Consider the following 21,998-nt stretch of genomic DNA (forward strand, 5'->3'; position numbering starts at 1 on the left):
ATTTAATCATAAATTGCTTGGTAGATGCTTAAAGCATCAGCATAGCTTAGAGCTCTAGGATTGTTTTGTAAGAGGCGCGTTTGTTGCATCGCATCATTAGCTAACATCTCTAAATCTGATTCTTGTACACCTAGCTCATTGAGTTTTAAGCTCAACCCACTCTGGCTAACAAGCCTTTCCATATGATCTATAAATAAATCACATAAGCCATCAGTATTGCCTTTGCTATATGGTTCAATCCATTGCATCAGTTCAGCATAGTATTTCTTCGCTTGAGGTGCATTGAATTTCAGTGTTTCAACAAGCACGATTGCATTGGTATGACCATGCGATAAGTGATAATGCCCGCCCAAAGGATAGGCAAGCGCATGAACCGCTCCAACAGGTGCATTTGCAAATGCCTGTCCAGCCAACATAGAACCTAAGAGCATTTTTTGACGCGCTTCTAGGTTTTGGGGTTGCTCTAGAACAAGTTTTAAATTTTGATTCAATAAATCCAATGCTTGTTTAGCGAGCAAATCAGAATAGAAATTTTTCTTTAGTTTTGAGGTGTAGGCTTCAATTGCATGCACCATTGCATCAATTCCTGTTGCTGCAGTGATGTGAGCCGGAAGACCTTGAGTAAAAGTGGCATCTAAAATGGCAGTATCCGCATACAGAACGGGTGAAACAATTCCTGTTTTTGTTGTTTTGCCTGTAGTGACAATAGAGATTGGTGTAACTTCAGAACCCGTACCTGCAGTTGTAGGCACTAAGATGAGTGGTAATCGTGGCGATTGAGCTTGATTGACGCCATATAACTCAGAAATCGTTTGGGTTTGATTGGGGTGTGAAAGTACGGCAATAATTTTTGCCACGTCTAAGGAGCTACCACCGCCAAAACCAATGACTGCATCAATGTGTAAACGTTTTGCTTCATCTACTGCATTTAAGATGACTTCCTCAGGAGGGTCTGCAACGACATCGGAAAAAATACTGAACTCAGTCCCAGTAGCGTTGAAAATGTGAAGAATAGGTTGGTGGAGGTGATGATCAATCATCCCTTGATCTGTGACGAGAAGAACTTTATTAAATCGATGTTGTTTTAAAATTGAGCCAAGCTGTTGAATACTCCCTAAACCAGAAATAATATTCCCGACAGTTTGAAATTGAAATTGGCTCATCACACATCCTTTTTGCGCTTTAAATAAGATTATTGTTTTACAGTTCTATAGGATTCACTCCTTAAATAACTTAACATATGCACTGCGAAAGTATATGTATTTTTGAGGCGAAGATGACGACGAAAATGCCATACAAAATTTTATGTGTATGTTTAGGAAATATTTGTCGTTCCCCAACAGCAGAAGTGGTAATGAAACACTTTGCTGATTTAGAAAAATTAAATATTCAAGTTGATTCAGCTGGAACCAGTAACTACCACCCAAACAAAGCACCTGATCATCGAAGTCAAAAGCACGCATTGAAACGAGGATATGATTTATCTTCATTACGTGCGAGACAGATTCGTATTGAAGACTTTAAGGAATTTGATTTAATCTTGGCGATGGATCATGAAAATCTAGTCAATATTCAGATACTGCAAGCTGAAGCAGCACAAATATTTCAAAACCATGAACTGCGAGCAAAAATAGAGCTCATGAGTGCCAAGGATCCTTCATATTTAAATCAACCCGTACCAGATCCTTACTATGGTGGAGATGATGGCTTTGAGTTGGTCTTAGATCAATGTGAGTCGAACAGTAAAGCATGGATTAGTTACTTAAAACCAATGTTGCAGCAGTCAAACGTTGAGTAAGATAAAAAATGATTGATATTCAAACCAATATACAACTCCAGTCTTTCAATACGTTGAATTTAAATGCTGTTGCATCTCATTATTGTATTGTTCGATCTCTTCAAGATTTGCGAGAAGCAATTCAATTTGCTGAGCAAGCTCAATTAAACATGATGATACTTTCAGGGGGGAGTAATATGCTGCTTCCCGAGTATCTAGATGCTTTAGTTGTTCAATTACATTTAGATGATCTTGTCCTGCTTGCTGAAGATGATACCAATGTAACAATTCGAGTAGGTGCTGGACGTCACTGGCATGAGTTCGTGCTATGGACAACAGAGCAAGGTTTTTATGGATTGCAAAATCTCGCATTGATTCCAGGGTGGGTGGGTGCTGCACCTGTTCAGAATATCGGTGCTTATGGCGTTGAAGTCGGAGATTTTATTGAATTTGTAGAGGCTTTTGATCGTACAAAAAATGAAATCGTTCAAATCCAAGCGAGTGATTGTCATTTTTCATATCGACACAGCATTTTTAAAGATCAGCCTGAGCGGTTTGTTATTACTGCTGTCATCTTTAAATTACTTAAACAGCCACAACTCAAAATGAATTATGGAGATTTAAAAGCTGCGATGGGCGATGACATTACGCCATATAATTTACAGCAACAAGTGATCAAAATTCGTCAAAGTAAACTCCCAGATCCTGCAGAATATCCAAATGCAGGGAGCTTTTTTAAAAATCCGATTTTAATTAAAACGAAATTTGAGGAAGTTTTACAGCTTCATCCCACGATTCCACACTATCCTCAAGCGGATGGTTCCGTAAAAGTTGCAGCTGGTTGGTTGATTGACCAATCAGGCTGGAAAGGAAAAAAATTAGGAAAAGTGGGAATGTTTGATCGACAGGCTTTAGTTTTAGTCAATTACGCTGATGCATCTCTTACAGATGTGCAAGCAACCTATCGCTCTGTGCAGCAAGATGTGTTAAATAAGTTTGGTATTTTATTAGAACCTGAGCCTGTTTTGTTCGATCAAAAAGGTTCTATTCAATCTCATTTGGTTTAAAAAGGACAGTATGTCTAGAAAACATTGGATGGTGACAACGGTGCGTATGATGGCGATCATATTCGCACTTTTGAGCTGTCTCATGGTTTTCTGGTATACACCATTTTATTCAGCACTTGTTGTGAAATCACTTCACGCATTTGTCCCTATCAAAGTTGACGAAATTGCGGCCAAGAGTCAGCAAATGGCAGCGTTAACTGATAAGGAGGATTTGGAGCCTGGTTCAAGGTTGTGGATTGCAAGACAAGCTTATCTCAAACTTATTGAAGAACAATTGATTGATCAAGAGGCTGAACAGCTTGCTGAAATTCAAACTCGCTATGTGTTATTAAAACAAAAAATTAAAGATGAATTGCTTACAGATGTAAATACAAAGAACGAAACTAAAGAGGATGTTGTCTTCGCAATTGATCAGCCTGATTTAGCCAGTGATGTTGCCATAAGCCAAACTGATTCAACAAATTCATCGATTAATGAAGAAAAAAATCAGCGCTTGGCTTTAATGGAAAAATATGAATTTTTCCTTAGAAATCATCCCTTAGAAGAAGATGAGGTTCAAAAATTAGATCCGCAAATCTATAAAGATATCGCGTTGATTCAAAATGAAAATAAAACTTTATCAAATCAAAAAGATAAACCTTATGCGATAGTTGTGTTGGGTGGTGGGTTGACGCTAGGGGATAATAAAATTGATATCGTAGTTAATGATTACACACGCTCTAGACTAGAAAAAACACTTGAGATTGAGAAGCAAACGGATTTACCTATTGTATTGAGTGGTGTTGAAGCACCGTATATGCAAGCGTGGTTAGCATCGCGTGGGGTAGAAGCGAATCTATTAGAGCAACGTAGCATGAATACCTGTGAGAATACACGCTTTAGTTCATTATTATTACAAAAAAAAGGAGGAGCGCCGACAGTGATTCTGATTACCGATCGTTATCATATGACACGTACACGACGTCTTTTTGCTTTGAACGGTATCAAGACAATTCCTGTTGAAGCGCCCATGCCTACAATGCTGACTACATGGCGTCCTAGCCAATTAAATTACGATCACAGTCGTCGTGCAAATTATGAATTACTTGCCACGATCAGAGATGTAATGTTTGGCTCTAGCGGTTGTCGGGAGGTTCCATAATGTCTGATATTCCATTTCTGAATCCAAATGTGTTGAAACAACTCGATTTACCCATTCCGAATCGAGAACAAACACCTTTAAGATTGGAACCATTAAATTTAAATCGACCTTATTCTCCTTCGAAAGAGATTCAAGCTTATCGTCATCTTTACGCACTTGATCGTCTTGAAGCGAATTATTGGCAGGGTTATATCAAAATGCCTTTGTTCAAACTTCATGTGCAGGTGTATCAACCTCGCATAGAGCAGGTGAAAGGTACTGTATTCTTATTGCATGGCTATTTGGAACACAGTGGGATTTACCAACCAATTATTGGTGAATTGCTGGATCAAGGGTTTAGTGTTTTAACTTATGACTTGCCTGGACATGGGTTAAGTGATGGCAATGCTGCCAGCATTCAGAACTTTGATCATTATCAGCAAGTACTCCATGCGGTTCACCAATATGTAAAACAAGCTGATCAATTGCCTAAACCATGGCTAGGTATCGGACAGAGTACTGGTGGTGCAATTTGGATGCATCATTTGTTGGAGTTTGCTGAACAACGTAAAAATCCAATTGTAGAACGCGTATTACTCTTGTCGCCATTAGTCAGACCTGCAAAAACAGCATGGTGGCATAATCCAGTAGGCTTGGGCATCATTCGCCGTATTAAACGTGAAGTTCCAAGACATTTTAAACGCAATAATCACAATCCTGAATTTTTAAGATTTGTACGTCTAAAAGATCCACTACAACCGCGTATGATGGGGATGGATTGGATATTAGCAATGTCAAAGTGGATGTTGGAAATGGAAAATCGACCTGCATGCCGAATTCCAGTTTGGCTCGCTCAAGGTGCTCAAGATCAAACCGTAGACTGGCGTTATAATATCGAATTTATACGCAGAAAGTTTCGCCTTCAGACCTTGCTCATGTTAGAGGAGGGATCTCATCAGTTGATCAATGAGCGTGCGGATATACGGGCAGCATTAACGGGTTTAATCCCAGCATTCTTACATGCGCAAAGTCATAAAGGATACTTTTAAAATAAAGGTGCTGATTTCAGCACCTTTTTGATGAAACTAGAATTTGCTGGCATCTGCCAAATTCCACATTCTGAAATAGAAATTTTCTTCGTCTTTATCTTTACAGTTCAATAGTTGACCCGATTCTAACCAAAAATGTAATTGAGCATAATTTTTGATTTCGCGATCATTTATACGTTGCGCGAGATGATGAGCTTTAATTTCACTCGGATGATTTAAACCTGCAGCTGCTATCATTTCCGACAGTGCATGCAATGTATTTTTGTGGAAATTATAAACACGTTCTGCTTTCGTTGGTACATGGACTGCTTTTTGGCGCTCAGCATCTTGTGTTGCTACCCCAACTGGACACTGATTGGTATGGCAACTTTGAGCTTGGATACAACCGACAGCAAACATAAATCCACGAGCTGAATTCACCCAATCTGCACCTAAGGCAAAGGTACTTGCAATATCAAAAGCACTGATGATTTTACCACTTGCACCAATTTTTACTTTATCTCTTAATCCAGCACCTACTAAGGTATTGTGTGCAAACAAGAGCGCTTCACGCAGTGGTGTTCCGATATTATCGCTAAATTCAATCGGTGCAGCACCGGTTCCACCTTCTGATCCATCTACGACGATAAAATCAGGAACAATATTGGTTTCAAGCATCGCTTTGACAATACTCATAAATTGCCAAGGCTGTCCGATACATAATTTGAATCCAACAGGTTTACCACCTGATAGTTCACGTAACTTTTGAATAAAATGCATCATTTCAATCGGTGTATTAAAGCTAGGGTGGCTTGGCGGGGAAATACAATCGCGATCACGAGGAACACCACGAATCTTCGAAATTTCTTCTGTAATTTTATGTTTGGGTAAAATACCGCCGTGACCTGGTTTTGCACCTTGAGACAGTTTTAGCTCAATCATTTTGATATTAGGATGTTTGGCTTGAGCTTTAAATTTTCCAGGATCAAATAGACCGTCTTCAGTTCGACAACCAAAATATCCACTGGCGATTTGCCAAACAATATCTCCATTATTTTCAAGATGGTAGGGGCTTAGGCTTCCTTCGCCAGTATCATGATAGAACTGACCCATGTGGGCACCGAGATTAAGTGCGCGTATTGCATTAGCACTTAAACTCCCAAAACTCATTGCTGAGATATTCATGATTGATGCACTATAAGGTTGAGCGCACTGATCATTACCCACTTTAATACGGAAGGTGCTGGTATCAGCTGGGAGTTTCGGTGCAAGAGAGTGAGTAATGAAACGATAGTCATCTTGATATACATCAATAATTGAACCAAAAGGCTTATCAGCATTTTCATTCTTTGCACGCTGATAAACTAAGCTACGTTGCATTCTTGAAAAGGGTAAAGCGTCTTGGTCTGATTCAATAAAATATTGACGAATTTCGGGTCTGAAATCTTCAAATAAGAAGCGAAAATGCCCCATGATTGGGTAGTTCTTTAAAATCGAATGTTTATTTTGAAGTACATCATATAGGCCTAAGACACTGAGTAAACTGGTCAGTAGCCAAATAATATTAATGACACTGTCGGATAGAAAATAATAAATATAATGGGGGCTGTAAAATAGCCTAAGCCATGTAATACTCAGGGCGATGATAATACATGCGAACCATACAGAATGCCTTGAAAAAAAAGTGTTCAGTAATTTATGTCTTATTGCTTGAGCAGGACTTGCCATTTTTATTTTCCATCGTTCTTTACTGCAATTACCATACGAACTTCTATGGAATCAGACAAGTAGTGAATTGTTAGCTTACAGCTGTAAGCTAACAATTTATATTTATGGGTTTAGTTTTCTTCCGAAGGAAGCAACATAATGATCGAATTATTCAAGAGTTCCGCGAGATCTTCAAGAATGTGTTGATCATATAAATTTTCATCCAAAGCGATCATTTCACCATCAGCGATACGTTTTAAATGGGGTTTAAATTCTTCGGAGATGCATAAGCGTTCTCCATTTGCCCAAAAGGTAAGTTCATCATTGAAGTTGCTATAAAGCAAACGTGAAGCAGGTTCGATTTTTAATAAATAACCTTCTTCAAGAGCTTCTTCTAAATCACCTGTTCCAATTTCGTCATTTTCTGGAATATTGTTTGGGTAACCTGGTTGCGAAGCGAGACACATGATGGCTTCATTAAGCATCTCAGGATTTTGCAGTTGAGCTAAAAGTTGTTCGCGCAGATAACTAAGCTCATGATCAGTAATTTCGCCGACAGCAGTGCTGACAGAGCGTGTGATATCTAATAATGGTTTTTTCAGTTGCTCTTGTTCTGAAAAAGAATCACCAAGACTATCCATCATGTCTGAGATATTTGGCATGCGGAAACCGAAAGAATAGGTTAAACACTCATCTTCAGCTACGCCATAATGAGAAACACCAGGTGGGACGTACAGTAAATCTCCTGGCGCCAAAACTTCATCAAAATGAACTTCCATTTCTTGCAAAAGTTTTAAAGGCTGACCTGCAACGAGTGCTGTCTGTTCATCACACATTTGCCCTAATTGCCAACGGCGATGTCCGTAACCTTGAACTAAAAATACATCATAAAAATCGAAGTGCTTACCGACAGAACCACCTTGTGGTGCGTAAGATACCATAATATCTTCACGACGCCATTGAGGAATAAAAGGAAATTTTTTCCATAACTCAGCAAGATCAAACGAATAGTGATCGACCGCTTGAACGAGTAGTGTCCATAATTTTGGCATTTTTTGGAAGTCTGCTTTGAGCAGTGGCGATGACTTCACATTCCATTGATTAGGGTCGCGATCTTTTTGTTTGATTAAACGCGCAGTCACGTTTTCATCGAGTGCAAGCTCCATAACATCATTGGGTTCAAGTAAACCCACAATTTCAGGAACTGCATTACGAACGAGGAGCGGTTTTTTTTGCCAATATTCTGTAAGGAATTGCTCAGCGCTAATACCGCCGAGAACGTCTAAAGTTTGGGACATAATAAGGACTACAATTTAGTTTGGCTTATTGTCCCTTGAACAATGCAAGTTCCGCAAGTGACGCAGCTTTAAAAGCGCATGTTTTCTTGCTTATGGATGATACAAATGAATATGAAAAAAATGAATATAGCTGTTTTAAAGAAATAATTAATTTACACTTTTGGGTTACTATTTCACTTCGAATAACAACCATTAAGTTATATAGTTTTAATAGTTTAATTTCTATACTTATAATAATGTCTTTGCTTCTTTTATAGCTAGATAAAAAAGATCAGTTGAGGAGTTTTTAATTGCACAAAGTGGTCTAAATTTAGTTGCGAGATTGTTAGAAGAAGCTACCTGACTAAAAAATCCTCTGTTTATTAAATCCAAAACTTCGTCATATTCATCTATAAAATAAAGACCTTCGTCTCTTTGCTCAGTAAAGTGTAGTGCCTCTTCACTATCTGTATAGTTCTCATAGATTTTCTCAAAAACTGTTATTGTTATGTCATCAATCTCTTTGAAAGCTCGCAATGCTCTCTTAATAATTGAAATATTTCCGTTATGTTTTTTATATATCAGTGCTAATGAGGCAATTGCTATTTTACAGGTTGTTCTTGATACCACATCCAATGATAGAAATAGAATATTGGTATAGTCTTCATCATGAATAATTTTTTCTAAAGTAGATTGCTCTATAAGCGCTGCTTTTACAAAGCGATTAATTCTATTTTGAATAAAAGCCTGTTGACCTGCTTGGAATAATTTATAAATTGGAGAAATAATTGGAGTACCATCACTTAGTAGTTCAATTCCTACATCAGTTAAAGTCGTTAAGGATTCTTTTGTCTTCATTTTAGTCAAAAAAATAATACTTTTTATAAAAATACCATAATATATGCTATACGAGATAATTTTTAATTTTAATATATCTCAATATCTTATGTTGATTTCAAGTGATTGTGAGGTCATGGTCCATATTGTTAGATGAATTTTAATGTTCCACAATTAATTTTACGCAATATTTCACAAATTAGTTTAGTAAAATTAATTACGACATGTTCCGATGTACTTATTTACACTAAGAGCAGATTATATCTTCAGCAATCAGATGACAATCAAAAATCCGAGCAATCATGCTCGGTTTTTTGAAAATAAAAAAAAGAATTACGGTACTAAAATTTTCAATTCACGTAAAATCTTACACAATTGAATCATCGGCATACCCATTAAAGTTGTTTGATCCTGCCCAATCATTTCTTCAAATAAGCTGATGCCCAAACTTTCACATTTGAAACTTCCAGCACATTGCAAAGGTTGTTCAAGTGCGACATAACGCTGAATTTCTTCCAAATTTAAATGCCTAAATTTGACCTTGTAATGTTCAACAATGGTTTCTTCAAACCCAGATGAAGCGTGTTGAACACTCAATGCAGTACTGAAATAAACAATTTTTCCTGAATTTGCTTGAAGCTGTTTGATTGCTTTTTCAGGAGATAAAGGTTTTCCAATAAATATGTCAGGTGCGCCTTCACGCCAAGCTACCTGATCAGAACCGATAACGATCGCATCTGGATCTTTCTCAGCAAAATATTTTGCTTTTTCATATGCGAGTCGATAGGCAAGATCATCGGCATGGCTTTCCCCACGCGGAGTTTCATCGATATCGGGTGATATTTGTTCAAAATCGATATGTAATCGATTAAGTAATTCCTTACGTGTCTGACTGCCAGAAGCTAAAATAATTCTTGCTGACGTTGAAGCAACATGATGATTCATTACACTGAGAATTCCATTAAAATATCGATCGGGACATAAGCAAGTACTGATTGATGACATGCCTGAAGTTTTAAATTCGGTGCCATATCATTCTGATAAGCTTCAACCCAGCGCGTCACACAAATACACCAGAAATCACCAGGTTTTAAACCGGGAAAACCAACTTCGGGTAGTGGTGTTGTCAAATCATTCCCAATTCGTTGTGAGAAACTTAAGAATTCTGACGTCATTTCGGCACAGACTGTATGTTGACCTAAATCAGAGGGTGCAGTGTGGCAAAAACCATTTCTGAAATATCCTGTGATAGGATCAAAACAACAACTGGCGAGCGGTTCGCCGAAAACATTTAAACGATTAATACTTGGATCTGGATGGATAGACATAGCAACACTTTGTGGTTCGACTCCATCTATCATAATCAAATCTAAAGATTTCTACAGCTTTTCTGAAATTTTACTCACCTTTTTTAGCATAATCATTTAGAATCTATGCGGTTTTGATATCTATAAAGTGAGCTATACATGAACTTTCAGCGTATGACTGACCTCGATTTAGCAGGTAAACGTGTTCTGATCCGTGAAGACTTAAACGTTCCTGTTAAAAATGGTGTGATTACGAGTGATGCACGTTTACGCGCTGCATTACCAACAATTAAAGCCGCTCTTGAAAAAGGCGCAGCAGTAATGGTTTATTCTCACCTTGGTCGTCCAGTTGAAGGTGAGCCTAAAGCTGAACAATCACTTGCACCTGTTGCTGCCTACTTAACTGAAGCATTGGGTCAAGAAGTTAAATTACTCACTGAATATTTGGATGGTGTTGAAGTTGCACCAGGCCAAGTTGTGTTACTCGAAAACTGTCGCTTTAACACAGGCGAAAAGAAAAATAATCCAGAGTTGGCAGCAAAATATGCAGCACTTTGTGATGTGTTTGTGATGGATGCATTTGGTACTGCACATCGTGCAGAAGCATCAACAGAAGGTGTGGCTCGTCTTGCTAAAGTTGCAGCAGCAGGTCCATTACTTGCCGCTGAATTAGATGCACTTGGTCGTGCGCTTCAGACGCCTGAAAAACCAATGGTTGCTATCGTAGCTGGTTCAAAAGTATCGACTAAACTTGATGTTTTAACATCGTTATCAGATATTTGTGATCAGCTCATTGTCGGTGGCGGTATTGCGAATACATTCTTAGCGGCTGCGGGCTATAACGTTGGTAAATCACTTTGTGAAAATGATTTAATCGATACAGCTAAAGCAATTGCTGCGAAAGTATCGGTTCCATTGCCAACAGATGTTGTTGTTGCTGACGCGTCAGAAATTAACTTTGATGACTTCCTTGGCTCATTAGCGGCAGCAAAAGCCGTAGTGAAAAAAGTTGAAGATGTTGCTGACAATGACATGATTCTTGATGTTGGTCCAGAAACAGCTCAAGTGTTTGCTGAAATTTTAAAAACTTCAAAAACAATTCTTTGGAATGGTCCAGTAGGCGTATTTGAGGTTGATCAATTTGGTGAGGGCACGAAAGCGCTATCTTTAGCGATTGCAGAATCTGAAGGTTTCTCTATTGCCGGTGGTGGTGATACTTTAGCTGCGATTGATAAGTATGAAGTGGCTGACAAAATTGGTTATATCTCAACGGGTGGGGGTGCTTTCCTTGAATTTGTAGAAGGCAAGACATTACCAGCAGTCGCTGTTCTACTTGAACGCGCTTAATTGGATTTAAGAAAAAAGACCTTCTAAGAAGGTCTTTTTTTATGACTAATTTTCGTCATGAAAATGAAATAATTTTGAAATATTATGATCATAATCTGATTTATCATGCGGAATAACATCATGAAATTACAATTAGGCGTAATTGCACTATTGACTGCTACTCTTGCAATGACGGCTTGTTCTAAACAAGAAAGTGCACCAGCGGCAGATCAAACATCAACATCAGAAGTTGCTGTTGAAGCATCAGATATTAGTGCTGAACAACAAGCGGCTATCGATGCTATTGATCAGCCATTACAAGATGAAAATAATACTGATGTTCCTGAAGAAGTTGCAAATGCACCTGCTGATCAAGCAACGGCGGAGTGATTTTCTACTTCAATAAGTATTAAATTGAAAATCTCCCTGCAATTGCAGGGATTTTTTATGAAATACTGTCAATTGTTGCTGAATTGAAACACAGGTCAGGTTAGAATATGGAGCATTACCTGGGAGGAAATTATGGCTCTTATTTCAATGCGCCAGCTCTTGGATCACGCCGCAGAACATAGTTACGGCGTACCAGCGTTTAACGTAAACAACTTAGAACAAATGCGCGCGATTATGTTAGCCGCAGATGAAACAAATTCACCTGTTATTGTTCAAGCATCTGCTGGTGCTCGTAAATATGCTGGTGCTCCATTCTTACGCCATCTTATTTTGGCTGCAATCGAAGAATGGCCACACATTCCAGTTGTGATGCACCAAGACCATGGTACTGATCCTGACGTTTGCCAACGCTCAATCCAATTGGGCTTTTCATCTGTAATGATGGATGGTTCATTAGGTGCAGATGGTAAAACACCAACAACTTATGATTACAACGTAGATGTAACTCGTCGTGTTGTTCAAATGGCACATGCGTGTGGTGTATCTGTAGAAGGTGAGATTGGTTGCCTAGGTAGCCTTGAAACTGGTTTGGCTGGTGAAGAGGATGGTGTTGGCGCTGAAGGCGTTCTAGATCATTCACAACTCCTTACTTCGGTTGAGGAAGCGACTCAATTTGTCGCTGATACTAACGTTGATGCGTTAGCAATTGCGGTTGGTACTTCACACGGCGCTTATAAATTTACGCGTCCACCTACAGGTGATATTTTAGCGATTGATCGTATTAAAGAGATCCACGCTGCACTTCCAAATACTCATCTTGTAATGCATGGTTCAAGTTCAGTACCACAAGAATGGTTAGCGATTATTAACCAATACGGTGGTGATATCAAAGAAACTTACGGTGTTCCTGTTGAGCAGTTGGTTGAAGCAATTAAACACGGTGTACGTAAAATCAATATCGACACTGACTTACGTTTAGCTTCAACAGGTGCTATGCGTCGTATGATGGCTGAAAAACCAAGCGAATTTGATCCACGTAAATTCTTTGCTCAAACTGTTGAAGCAATGAAGCAAATCTGTGTAGATCGTTATACTGCATTTGGTACAGCAGGTCATGCTGATAAGATTCGTCCAATTTCTTTAGAGAAAATGGTAGAACGTTATAAATAATTAATAAAATTATTTATAATTTTAAAAAGCCCACAGTGATTGTGGGCTTTTTCTTGAATAAAAAAACAAGAGCAAATTATGGAACTGATTTTTTCAGCAGCTTTGTGCAGCGTACTAGTATCGATTTTATTGAAGTTTAGTAAGTTTCGTGGATTTGATGTCATGCAAATGATTGCATGGAATTATGCTATCGCCACGATACTCTGTTTTTTTTGGTTTAAGCCAGACCTCAACCAAATATCATTAACCTCCACACCTTGGTGGCTTATTGGGTTGTTGGGGATAGCATTACCCTCAATATTCTTGCTGCTTTCCAAATCACTTGATCAAGCTGGAATTATTAGAACTGAAATCGCACAAAGATTATCCGTTGTTCTTTCATTGTTGGCAGCCTATTTTCTTTTCCAAGAAAAATTTAGCACACTGAAATTGATTGGTATTGCATTGGGTCTAGGTGCAATTGTTTTGATCATTTTTTCTAAAAAATCAACACCAACATTGCAAACAAAAAAAGCAGGAATGTATTTGCTCGCAGTTTGGCTTGGCTATGCACTCGTAGATGTTATGTTAAAATACAGTACAAGTTTAGGGTTAAAATTTGCAGTCAGTTTAAACTTGATGTTTGTGTTTGCTTTCATTATTTCCATCGGATATTTGTCCCTGCGTCAAACATCATGGACATTGCAAAATTTTCTTGCTGGACTAAGTTTAGGTGTATTGAATTTTGCCAATATTGCACTTTATGTGAAAGCACATATGTTGTTAAAGGATTCACCCGCAATCGTATTCGCTGGCATGAATATTTTGGTCGTAGTGTTAGGTGTGATCGCAGGTATATTAGTTTTTAAAGAAAAAATAACCCTAAAAAACAGCTTAGGTATTCTGTTAGCGATCACAGGGGTGCTGTGTTTAGCATTCGCAATTTAACTGTGAACTTGCATTCATTCTGTTTAATCATATAGTCGATAGATTCCACTAAAGCGCTCACAGCCTGTTTGCTCAGTTGAGACAATCAGTAATGATTTTTGATATTTGAGTTTGTACTGACAATCATGCTCATTATCAATAATTTCGTGTTTGCTTTGAGTGGTTGTATAAGCCAATAATGGGATGGTCTGGGTTTCTAGGCGATTGTTAGGGCTACGATAAGCAATACCTTCAATTTTAACGCGATCCTTGCTTAATTGATGAATCTTAAGGTGTACAGGTTGCGCTGCAATTTTACCTTGTTCAAACTTGATGTAATGCTGAGTGAGCGTTTGATTCATCGACATGTAAAAATTTAAATCATCAATGCGTTGATTGATTTGTAATGACACACAATTTTTATTTTTACACTGCTGCAGTCGATTCAGCCAAAGCTGTTGTGTATCTTGAATTAATCGAGTTGGTGCATCGGTAACTAAGTAGGATGTTAAAAAGCGTTCATTCAATTCATCTCTCAAAGATGAAAAATCAACAGCACAAATCATGGAATTTTTAAAACTTGATTGAGGCTTATCACATTGAATAAGTTGTGCCTGTGCGACAGAAACACTGCTTAATCCAATGAAAAAGATAGAAATTAAAGGTTTCATCCAACTTGATACGCTTTTTGACAACATCATCGCTTATACTTTCAAATGTTTGCGCATCTACTATAGCGAACAAGAATCAAAGAATACAAGATTTCATTTTCAAAAACTGTGTAAAGGAGTTCAATGTGAGCTTAGCTATTCGTATAGGCCAAGGTATTGATGTTCATGCTTTTGAGGAAGGCGATTATGTCACATTGGCTGGTATTCGTATTCCGCATACACATGGTTTAAAAGCACACTCTGATGGTGATGTAGTTTTACATGCACTTTGTGATGCATTGTTGGGTGCTTTAGCGCTCGGTGATATTGGACAGCACTTTCCAGATACTGATGAACAGTTCAAAGGCGCAGACAGTAAGGTTTTATTAAAGCATGTTTATCAGTTGATATTGGATCGTGGTTATCAACTGAATAATGCGGATATTACAGTGGCTTGTGAGCGTCCAAAATTAGCGAAACATAATTTAGATATGCGTCAAAGTATTGCAGATGTACTTGATGTGGATATCAATCAGATTAGTATTAAAGCCACAACCACTGAAAAATTAGGATTTACTGGTCGTCAGGAAGGAATTCTGTCTACAGCGACCGTATTAATTAGTCATCAATAAACAATTTTGATCATTCAAAGTTTTGCGCTTTCATTAAAGAGGCTTGCAGTTCTTGAGTGGCTTTACGTCCTTGCAACTGTAAGCCGACCGCGTGCATTAACCCAGTCCAAGTGTTGTTGGGTTCCCATACTTGGTGTAATAGCTCATGTGCTGTAGATAAATCCATATTCATATAATGTAGTCGGTACAGATAGATTAATGAACTACATTGACGATTTTCGGTACAATGTATCCAGACCATTTTCTCTTTCACGAGATGATCAATCAGATCGATTACAAATAAACATTGATCATCATGTGGAAATTCTGGATCAATAGGCACTTGGATGTAGTTAAGACCAATTTCAGCACTCAAGCGATCTTCATGATTTAAGTTCGGTGTAGCATCATTAAAAGCGAGATTAACGATGGTATCGATACCATAAGCTTTAATCGATTTAAGTTGTTCTTCGTTTGGCTGACCTGAGCTAAACAAATGCTCATGAACAAATTGAAAATGGGGGATTGAGCTAAGTTCTTTTTCGAGTTGATCCATGATTAAACCTTATAAAAAACGCCATCGTGTGATGGCGTTTTATCTGATTAACGTTGTGGTAGAACGTCTTTCAAAGCTGCATCCATTTCCAACAAAACTTTTTCAGTTGTTTCCCAATCGATGCATCCATCTGTAACAGACTTACCATACTCTAAATCGCAAAGATTTGCAGGAATATCTTGGCGGCCACCTTTTAAATGACTTTCAACCATAATACCTACGATCGATTTATTGCCATCTAAAATTTGTTCAGTGATATTTTTTAGGACCAATGGCTGAAGGTATGGGTCTTTATTAGAATTGGCATGACTCGCATCAATCATGATCTTGTTACTTACTTTTGCTTTCGCCAATGCATTTTCAGCTTCTGCTACAGAGCCAGCATCATAATTCGGTTTGCCATTACCACCACGTAACACGACATGGGCATATTGGTTGCCTTTAGTACGAATGACCGAAACTTGACCTTGGTCATTTAAGCCAAGGAAACTATGACCATGTTTTACAGATTGCATCGCATTGGTCGCAACAGTGAGACCGCCATCCGTACCATTTTTAAAGCCAACTGGAGATGATAAACCTGAAGACATCTCTCGGTGTGTTTGGCTCTCTGTTGTACGTGCACCGATTGCTGACCAAGAAATTAAGTCTTGGTAGTACTGTGGAGAGTTTGGATCAAGCGCTTCAGTTGCGCATGGCAGACCTTTCTCATTGAGTTCAAGCAATAATTTACGGCCTAAACGTAAACCTTTTTCAATGTTGAAAGAGTCATTCATGTCAGGGTCATTAATTAAGCCCTTCCAACCCACTGTTGTACGAGGCTTCTCGAAATACACACGCATGATGATATAAAGCGTGTCTTTCACTTTTTCGCTTAAGACTTTTAAACGATCAGCATAATCATGAGCTGCTGCAGGATCGTGAATAGAGCACGGTCCAATGACTACGAATAAACGTTTGTCGTTGCCATCTAAGATATTACGTACAGTTTCACGACCTTTTAGGACTGTTTGGTATGCATTATCAGTTAACGGTAATTCTGTTTTTAATTCAGCAGGAGTAACAAGAGGCTGAATGCTTTGTACATTCACGTCATCAATGTCGTTTTGGGTGATAGAATTTGACTGTAAAGTATTCATTGCCGTCACTGGTTCGTTTTTACAAGAAAATGTTCAATCTATTGAATATAGCATGATTCAGTAGATCATTTGTTATCAAAAAGTTGAATGGATTTAATAAAAAAAAGTAATGAAATTGTCTTTTTGGTATTAATCAGAGTTTCTACTTGTATTGTATAGAATGATTTAATTTTTGAAAATTATTAAATTGAATAAATCATTTAATTTCACCTCAGTGAATTATACAGCTTCACTGAGGTTACAGTTTGAACATGATATTAATTAAGACTGGGCTTGAGTTGAGGTTTCAATAACTGCCTCAGGTGCGGTCACAGGTTTCGCTTTGACTGGATTAAGCATGAAGTTAACACCAATGGCAAATAAGGTGATGCCCAGTACCTTGCGAATAATTTTTTCAGGTAAATGGGAGCTCACCAGCGTACCAACGATGATTGCAGGAATCGATCCGACTAAAAGCCACATTAATAAATTGAAATCCACATTACCTGAATTCATATGCCCCATACCTGCCACGAGCGTCAGTAAAACTGCATGTACAACGTCAGAACCAATAATTCTAATCATAGGTAAATTAGGGAACATGATGATCAGCGCCATAATGCCGAATGCACCCGCGCCAACTGAAGATAAGGTCACAAAAATACCCAGTACAATACCCATTAAAGCTATATATAAACGCTTCTGCTTTAATTTTTCTCGAGTTAATTCAACTTCCTGTTCAGTAACTTCTTTGGAAAATTTTTTGAAGAATTTTTCTACCTGTGTACGGAATACAATTGAAATACCAGTAATGGTCAGCATAAAGCCTAAGACCATCGTGAGAATGGCTTTGTAATGTGTGGATTGACTCAAATAGTTGTCTAAAACCCAAGTTGTGGCTAAAGAGGCTGGAATACTTCCGATCGCGAGCCAAATGACGATAGGCCAAACAATATTAAGTTTTTTTGCATGTACAAAAGAGCCGCAAAACTTAGAAATCGCGGCATAAAGTAGATCTGTACCAATCGCAATATGTGGTTCAATTTTAAATAAACCAATTAAGATAGGCGTCATAAGTGAGCCACCACCCACGCCAGTGACCCCTACACAGAAACCAACTAAAACACCTGCTAAAATATATTCAATAGAACCGTACATCGTTTGTGCTACTTATCAGAAAACCGGCATATCTTATGATTTTTGAATATAAGCTGTTGTCTTGATTATTCATTTACTTATTCAAAAATAAGATAAAGCATTACTAAGTTAAGATATTTCAAGAACTCAATCTGTTATGAGATGCTTATGTTAAGATACTTGTAGAGCATGAAAGAGGATATTCATTTGCAAAATCGAAAACTTAAAATTGGCATTGTGGTTGGTGAAGTTTCAGGTGATACCTTAGGCGCCAAATTAATACGTCGTTTTCGAGAGCAGGGAATTGATGCTGAATTTGAAGGAATTGGCGGTCCTCAAATGATTGCAGAGGGTTTTAAAAACTATTATGCGATGGATATTCTATCGGTGATGGGAATTGTTGAAGTATTAAAAGATATTAAAAAACTTTTTGCGGTTCGAGATGGCTTGGTTGATCAATGGACTAAACAACCTGTTGATATTTTTATAGGGATAGACGCACCAGATTTTAACTTACGCTTAGCAAAAAAAATAAAGCAAAAATCGTTGCCAATTAAGACTGTTCAATATGTGAGTCCTTCAGTTTGGGCATGGCGTCAAGGTCGTGTTCATGGGATTAAAGCCACAATTGACTTGGTACTTTGTCTATTTCCATTCGAAAAAACTTTTTATGATCGATTTAATGTGCCAGCGGTATTCGTTGGACATCCTCTCGCTAATCAACTACCGCTGGAAAATCCTATACTCGATGCAAAGCAGGCGCTTGGTTTAAATCCTGCACAAAAACATATCGCATTACTGCCTGGAAGTCGTCGTGGTGAAGTTGATAAGTTAGGACCGCTTGTATTAGATGCAGCAAAGATTGTCCATCAAAAATATCCTGAGTATCAATTTTTAATTCCAGCCATCAATGAGGCTCGTAAACAACAAATTGAGCAGATCCTAATAGGTTACCCAGATAGGTTCAGAGATAATATCAAGTTAATGGAAAATATTGACGCGGAATCTAAAATAGGTCGGATGGTCATGGATGCCAGTGATATTGTGGCGTTGGCATCGGGTACAGCAACACTTGAGGCGATGTTATTGCATCGTCCGATGGTGACTTTTTATAAATTAAACAGTTTGACCTACTGGATTGCGAAACTTTTAGTAAAAATTCCTTATTATTCTTTACCTAATATTATTGCAGGAAAAAAAGTAATTCAGGAGTTAATCCAGAATGATGCAACTCCAGAAAACTTAGCACATGAGATTGAGTTGTTGATGAATATCGAAAACTCAAAAATACAATCTATGCAATTGTTGACGATGCACAAGCAATTATTGTCGGATCAAAATGAAGATCCAGTGCAAGCGATTTTAAAATTATTATAGGTTGATATTATTAAAGTGAAAAATCCAACATTCGATAATTTAATTGAATTAACTGAAGATTTTTTCAAATTACATTGGGATGAAATACAATTGGGAACGCCTCCAATTTGGTCAGAGGCATTCTCAGATTTCATAAGAATGCCAAATTACTTAAAAGCTGGTGTATATGCTTTCTTAAAAGATAAGGAAGTTACATATATTGGTGTGGGGGCATCTAAAGGAGGTGGAATTTATCCTGACAGAGGTTTAAGTAGAAGATTTCAATCGTATGTTAAAGTCGATAAGGAAAGTAAAAAACCATATATTGTTGATCAAAGATTAAAAGATTCAGGGACAGTTGTTACGATTGGATTCGAATCACAATATGCCTACCTGGCATATGGATTGGAGGCATTCTTGATTTCACGTTTGAATCCTATTCATAATAAAATTGGTAGAAGAAACAGAGCATAAAGTTGTATTTTTTGTTTTATTAAAACCAAAAGCGACTCAATTGAGTCGCTTTTTTAAGTATATTAATTAAGTTCGAATCTTAATTTCATAACCCGTATATTTGCGTATATTGATTACACCTGTGTCCATAATCAGATATTGTCCTTTGATACCGTGCAGTTTTCCACGTATGACTGGCGTTTTGTCTAAGTTATGCGATTTAATTTTTTCAGGATATTGATCGACAGGATAAATGAATTCACGAGGAAGTTCGTTTTCTAAAATTTGTACATTTTCATTGAAATCTAGGCTCATGCTGAACTCATCTCGAATGGTTTCAATTTGAGGTTCAAACTCCGTGAGCAATTCATCTCTGATCTCTAACAAATTTACCTTTTCCGCTTCACCTTTCAGCAATTTTCTCCAGTCTGTTTTATCAGCGACTTGCGCACCAAACATGACTTCAAGTTGTCCTGATAACCGACGAGAGCCCACTTTCATAATAGGTAAAGCTTGGGTAGCCCCTTGATCTAGCCAACGTGTGGGCATTTGACCTAAACGGGTAATGCCAACCTTTAATGCACTTGAATTGGCAAGATAGACAATATGGGGTTGAAAGCATACTTCTTGAGCAAAGCTTTCTTCACGACAAGTCCCTAAATGGTAATGGCATGTTTCTGGCTTCATAATACACATATCACAGGCTGCTTTCGTTTTCATGCATTTAAAGCAGTGACCTTGGGAGTATGATTTTGGTGTTTTATTCCCACAGGAAACACAGTAAATTTTGCCGGTCCATTCAATTTCAATTTCTTGACCTAAGTTGAACGGGAGATTGATTTCTGAACGATCTAAAATAAATTTATATTCAACATTTGCCTGTTGTGTTTGTTGTTCAGTTACACTTAGGTTGGTTAAACCAGCGTGCATTTTATGACAAATGCCCTGTAATTCCATGCTTTAATCTCACTCAAATAAGGTGCAGCTCATGGCTGAGAAAAATGTCATCACGTCAATGCTAGACGATTTATCTAAAGAACAGCCAATTCAAACTGCCGTATGTCTTGGTCAGGATCTCAGCCAAGACTATGCTCAAACAATCCAATGGAATCATTTTAACGTAACTGAATTTTTAATGCTTCCTTTTCAGCAACGCTATGATCTAGGTGTTGTGATTTTAAATAATGAACAGATGGATAAACTATCAACCCATCATAAATCACAAATGCTGGTAAAACTGCGTGATTTAATGGCAAAAAGAATCGTCGTGTTGAGTCATATTGCAGATGAACAATTATTAAGAAGTCTGGGATTCACTCAGCTCATTGAGCAAAAAAATACAGAGCAAGATTTCGCCTTATGGCAATTCAATATTTTGAATTATAAGCATGTGCCAGATTGGTTTAATTCTAAGTTTTGGGCTAATCCAGAAAATTGGAATAAGTTTCGATGGTAATGGCAAACTTTGAGTTTATCAAAACACAACAATTTCAATGTACAAAGCCATGTTTTTAACGATATGCTGATCAATGAAAATAAGAATGTAAAGGTGTCTTGATGACAAATTTAAGTAATATCGTTGAAGTTTTAGCGAAACAGGCTTTAGGCGGTAATCCACAATCTAATCAATCGGGATTGGGTGGTGTACTTGGTTCGGTACTCGGGAGTTTAACGGGACAAAATAATCAGACCAATCAAAACCAACAACAAGGTGGATTGGGAGGGATTTTGGGATCTGTACTTGGTGGTTTATCGGGTAGTCAATCTGGTGGTGTAGGCAAATCATCAGGTCTAAACGCTCAAACCTTATTAATCGCAGTAGTTCCTTTAATTCTCAATTGGATTCAAAAAAATGGCGGTTTGCAAGGTGCACTTGATCAACTGAAAGGTCAGGGTCTGACGAGTCAAGTGGATGATTGGGTGTCAACTGGTCCTGGCGAAAATGCCAATGTCAGCACGCAACAGGTTCAAAATTTATTTGATCAGCAAGATGTAGAGCAAGTTGCACAAGAAGCGCAAGTTCCTAAACAGGATGTATACAGTGCGATTTCTTCAGTCTTACCACAAATTATTGATTCGCTTACACCTCAAGCAAATAAGACCGATCCACAAGAAGCGAATTCAGATATACAAAATGTGTTGAATCTTGTATCAGGATTTTTAAAGAAATAAAGTGAAATTAATTTGAGTTAAAAGCCGGATGTG

General features: G+C 37.8%; 24 protein-coding genes. 13 read left to right on the forward strand and 11 right to left on the reverse strand.

Translation table 11 applies throughout. The features are described 5' to 3' along the window. Positions 1–2: 2 nt before the first annotated feature. Positions 3–1,163 carry an iron-containing alcohol dehydrogenase gene (locus AC1M85_RS06385; protein WP_488213775.1) on the reverse strand — a complete coding sequence of 387 codons (1,161 nt, stop codon included), beginning with the start codon at positions 1,161–1,163 and terminating at the stop codon, positions 3–5. Positions 1,164–1,276: 113 nt separating this feature from the next. Between AC1M85_RS06385 and AC1M85_RS06390 the strand changes: the two genes are divergently transcribed. The 4 genes from AC1M85_RS06390 to AC1M85_RS06405 are packed head-to-tail and all read left to right on the forward strand — an operon-like array spanning position 1,277 to position 5,013. Next, positions 1,277–1,798, forward strand: a complete 522-nt coding sequence (locus tag AC1M85_RS06390; protein ID WP_488213776.1) for a low molecular weight protein-tyrosine-phosphatase — start codon at positions 1,277–1,279, stop codon at positions 1,796–1,798. A gap of 11 nt (positions 1,799–1,809) precedes the next feature. Beyond that, positions 1,810–2,844 (forward strand): UDP-N-acetylmuramate dehydrogenase, encoded by a 1,035-nt coding sequence (murB, locus tag AC1M85_RS06395; RefSeq protein WP_488213858.1) that lies wholly within the window; start codon positions 1,810–1,812, stop codon positions 2,842–2,844. Positions 2,845–2,854: 10 nt separating this feature from the next. Then, positions 2,855–3,985 carry a YdcF family protein gene (locus AC1M85_RS06400; RefSeq protein ID WP_488213777.1) on the forward strand — a complete coding sequence of 377 codons (1,131 nt, stop codon included), beginning with the start codon at positions 2,855–2,857 and terminating at the stop codon, positions 3,983–3,985. Continuing rightward, entirely contained in the window at positions 3,985–5,013 is a 1,029-nt protein-coding gene (locus tag AC1M85_RS06405; RefSeq protein WP_035266046.1) for an alpha/beta hydrolase, read from the forward strand. The genes AC1M85_RS06400 and AC1M85_RS06405 overlap by 1 nt, the downstream gene beginning before the upstream one ends. Positions 5,014–5,049: 36 nt before the next feature. On the opposite strand, the gene AC1M85_RS06410 is transcribed toward AC1M85_RS06405, so the two are convergent. The 5 genes from AC1M85_RS06410 to AC1M85_RS06430 form a co-directional block, all read right to left on the reverse strand. Further along, complete coding sequence (locus AC1M85_RS06410; protein ID WP_488213778.1) at positions 5,050–6,720, reverse strand: FMN-binding glutamate synthase family protein; 1,671 nt, start codon at positions 6,718–6,720, stop codon at positions 5,050–5,052. 110 nt (positions 6,721–6,830) lie between these two features. Beyond that, positions 6,831–7,997 (reverse strand): ribosomal protein uL16 3-hydroxylase, encoded by a 1,167-nt coding sequence (locus AC1M85_RS06415; protein WP_488213779.1) that lies wholly within the window; start codon positions 7,995–7,997, stop codon positions 6,831–6,833. A 228-nt stretch (positions 7,998–8,225) separates the two neighbouring features. Next, positions 8,226–8,834, reverse strand: a complete 609-nt coding sequence (locus AC1M85_RS06420) for a hypothetical protein (protein ID WP_488213780.1) — start codon at positions 8,832–8,834, stop codon at positions 8,226–8,228. Between the two features lie 312 nt (positions 8,835–9,146). After that, entirely contained in the window at positions 9,147–9,758 is a 612-nt protein-coding gene (locus AC1M85_RS06425) for a Maf family protein (protein ID WP_481592480.1), read from the reverse strand. Beyond that, positions 9,758–10,141 (reverse strand): DUF2237 family protein, encoded by a 384-nt coding sequence (locus AC1M85_RS06430; protein ID WP_035269188.1) that lies wholly within the window; start codon positions 10,139–10,141, stop codon positions 9,758–9,760. The genes AC1M85_RS06425 and AC1M85_RS06430 overlap by 1 nt, the downstream gene beginning before the upstream one ends. 138 nt (positions 10,142–10,279) lie before the next feature. Between AC1M85_RS06430 and AC1M85_RS06435 the strand changes: the two genes are divergently transcribed. From AC1M85_RS06435 to AC1M85_RS06450, 4 genes are all read left to right on the forward strand, one after another. Then, positions 10,280–11,467 (forward strand): phosphoglycerate kinase, encoded by a 1,188-nt coding sequence (locus tag AC1M85_RS06435; protein WP_481610280.1) that lies wholly within the window; start codon positions 10,280–10,282, stop codon positions 11,465–11,467. Positions 11,468–11,587: 120 nt separating this feature from the next. Then, a complete protein-coding gene (locus AC1M85_RS06440) occupies positions 11,588–11,836 on the forward strand; it encodes a hypothetical protein (protein ID WP_481592481.1) in 249 nt (82 codons plus the stop codon). 132 nt (positions 11,837–11,968) lie between these two features. Next, entirely contained in the window at positions 11,969–13,006 is a 1,038-nt protein-coding gene (gene fba, locus AC1M85_RS06445; protein ID WP_481614214.1) for a class II fructose-bisphosphate aldolase, read from the forward strand. A gap of 78 nt (positions 13,007–13,084) precedes the next feature. Then, the gene (locus tag AC1M85_RS06450; protein WP_481614215.1) at positions 13,085–13,933 is read left to right on the forward strand and encodes an EamA family transporter; all 849 of its coding nucleotides are present in this window, start codon (positions 13,085–13,087) and stop codon (positions 13,931–13,933) included. A 23-nt stretch (positions 13,934–13,956) separates the two neighbouring features. Here the strand turns inward: AC1M85_RS06450 and AC1M85_RS06455 are convergent, their stop codons facing one another. After that, positions 13,957–14,610 carry an A1S_1983 family putative colistin resistance protein gene (locus tag AC1M85_RS06455; RefSeq protein WP_488213859.1) on the reverse strand — a complete coding sequence of 218 codons (654 nt, stop codon included), beginning with the start codon at positions 14,608–14,610 and terminating at the stop codon, positions 13,957–13,959. Positions 14,611–14,708: 98 nt separating this feature from the next. On the opposite strand from AC1M85_RS06455, the gene ispF reads away from it, so the two are divergent. Further along, the gene (gene ispF, locus AC1M85_RS06460; RefSeq protein WP_092767822.1) at positions 14,709–15,194 is read left to right on the forward strand and encodes a 2-C-methyl-D-erythritol 2,4-cyclodiphosphate synthase; all 486 of its coding nucleotides are present in this window, start codon (positions 14,709–14,711) and stop codon (positions 15,192–15,194) included. 10 nt (positions 15,195–15,204) lie between these two features. Here ispF and AC1M85_RS06465 read toward each other — a convergent pair whose 3' ends face one another. The 3 genes from AC1M85_RS06465 to AC1M85_RS06475 all read right to left on the reverse strand — a co-directional run bounded on the left by AC1M85_RS06465 (position 15,205) and on the right by AC1M85_RS06475 (position 18,005). After that, positions 15,205–15,729: a phosphatase domain-containing putative toxin gene (locus tag AC1M85_RS06465; protein ID WP_488213781.1), complete on the reverse strand. Its 525-nt coding sequence runs from the start codon at positions 15,727–15,729 to the stop codon at positions 15,205–15,207. Between the two features lie 47 nt (positions 15,730–15,776). Next, positions 15,777–16,868 (reverse strand): 3-deoxy-7-phosphoheptulonate synthase, encoded by a 1,092-nt coding sequence (locus AC1M85_RS06470; protein WP_051586615.1) that lies wholly within the window; start codon positions 16,866–16,868, stop codon positions 15,777–15,779. A gap of 261 nt (positions 16,869–17,129) precedes the next feature. Continuing rightward, a complete protein-coding gene (locus AC1M85_RS06475; RefSeq protein WP_035269154.1) occupies positions 17,130–18,005 on the reverse strand; it encodes a sulfite exporter TauE/SafE family protein in 876 nt (291 codons plus the stop codon). A gap of 186 nt (positions 18,006–18,191) precedes the next feature. On the opposite strand from AC1M85_RS06475, the gene lpxB reads away from it, so the two are divergent. Together lpxB and AC1M85_RS06485 are read left to right on the forward strand one after the other, a co-directional pair. Further along, positions 18,192–19,361, forward strand: a complete 1,170-nt coding sequence (gene lpxB, locus AC1M85_RS06480) for a lipid-A-disaccharide synthase (RefSeq protein ID WP_481593698.1) — start codon at positions 18,192–18,194, stop codon at positions 19,359–19,361. Between the two features lie 15 nt (positions 19,362–19,376). After that, positions 19,377–19,814 (forward strand): GIY-YIG nuclease family protein, encoded by a 438-nt coding sequence (locus AC1M85_RS06485; RefSeq protein ID WP_481593699.1) that lies wholly within the window; start codon positions 19,377–19,379, stop codon positions 19,812–19,814. A 66-nt stretch (positions 19,815–19,880) separates the two neighbouring features. On the opposite strand, the gene AC1M85_RS06490 is transcribed toward AC1M85_RS06485, so the two are convergent. After that, the gene (locus tag AC1M85_RS06490; RefSeq protein WP_481593700.1) at positions 19,881–20,750 is read right to left on the reverse strand and encodes a DUF2797 domain-containing protein; all 870 of its coding nucleotides are present in this window, start codon (positions 20,748–20,750) and stop codon (positions 19,881–19,883) included. 31 nt (positions 20,751–20,781) lie between these two features. Between AC1M85_RS06490 and AC1M85_RS06495 the strand changes: the two genes are divergently transcribed. Further along, on the forward strand, positions 20,782–21,249 hold the full coding sequence (locus tag AC1M85_RS06495) for a DUF6231 family protein (protein WP_488213782.1): 468 nt from the start codon (positions 20,782–20,784) through the stop codon (positions 21,247–21,249). A 101-nt stretch (positions 21,250–21,350) separates the two neighbouring features. After that, positions 21,351–21,965, forward strand: a complete 615-nt coding sequence (locus AC1M85_RS06500) for a YidB family protein (RefSeq protein WP_481593701.1) — start codon at positions 21,351–21,353, stop codon at positions 21,963–21,965. Positions 21,966–21,998 lie beyond the last annotated feature (33 nt).

This window comes from Acinetobacter sp. 24-47-64, assembly GCF_057737055.1.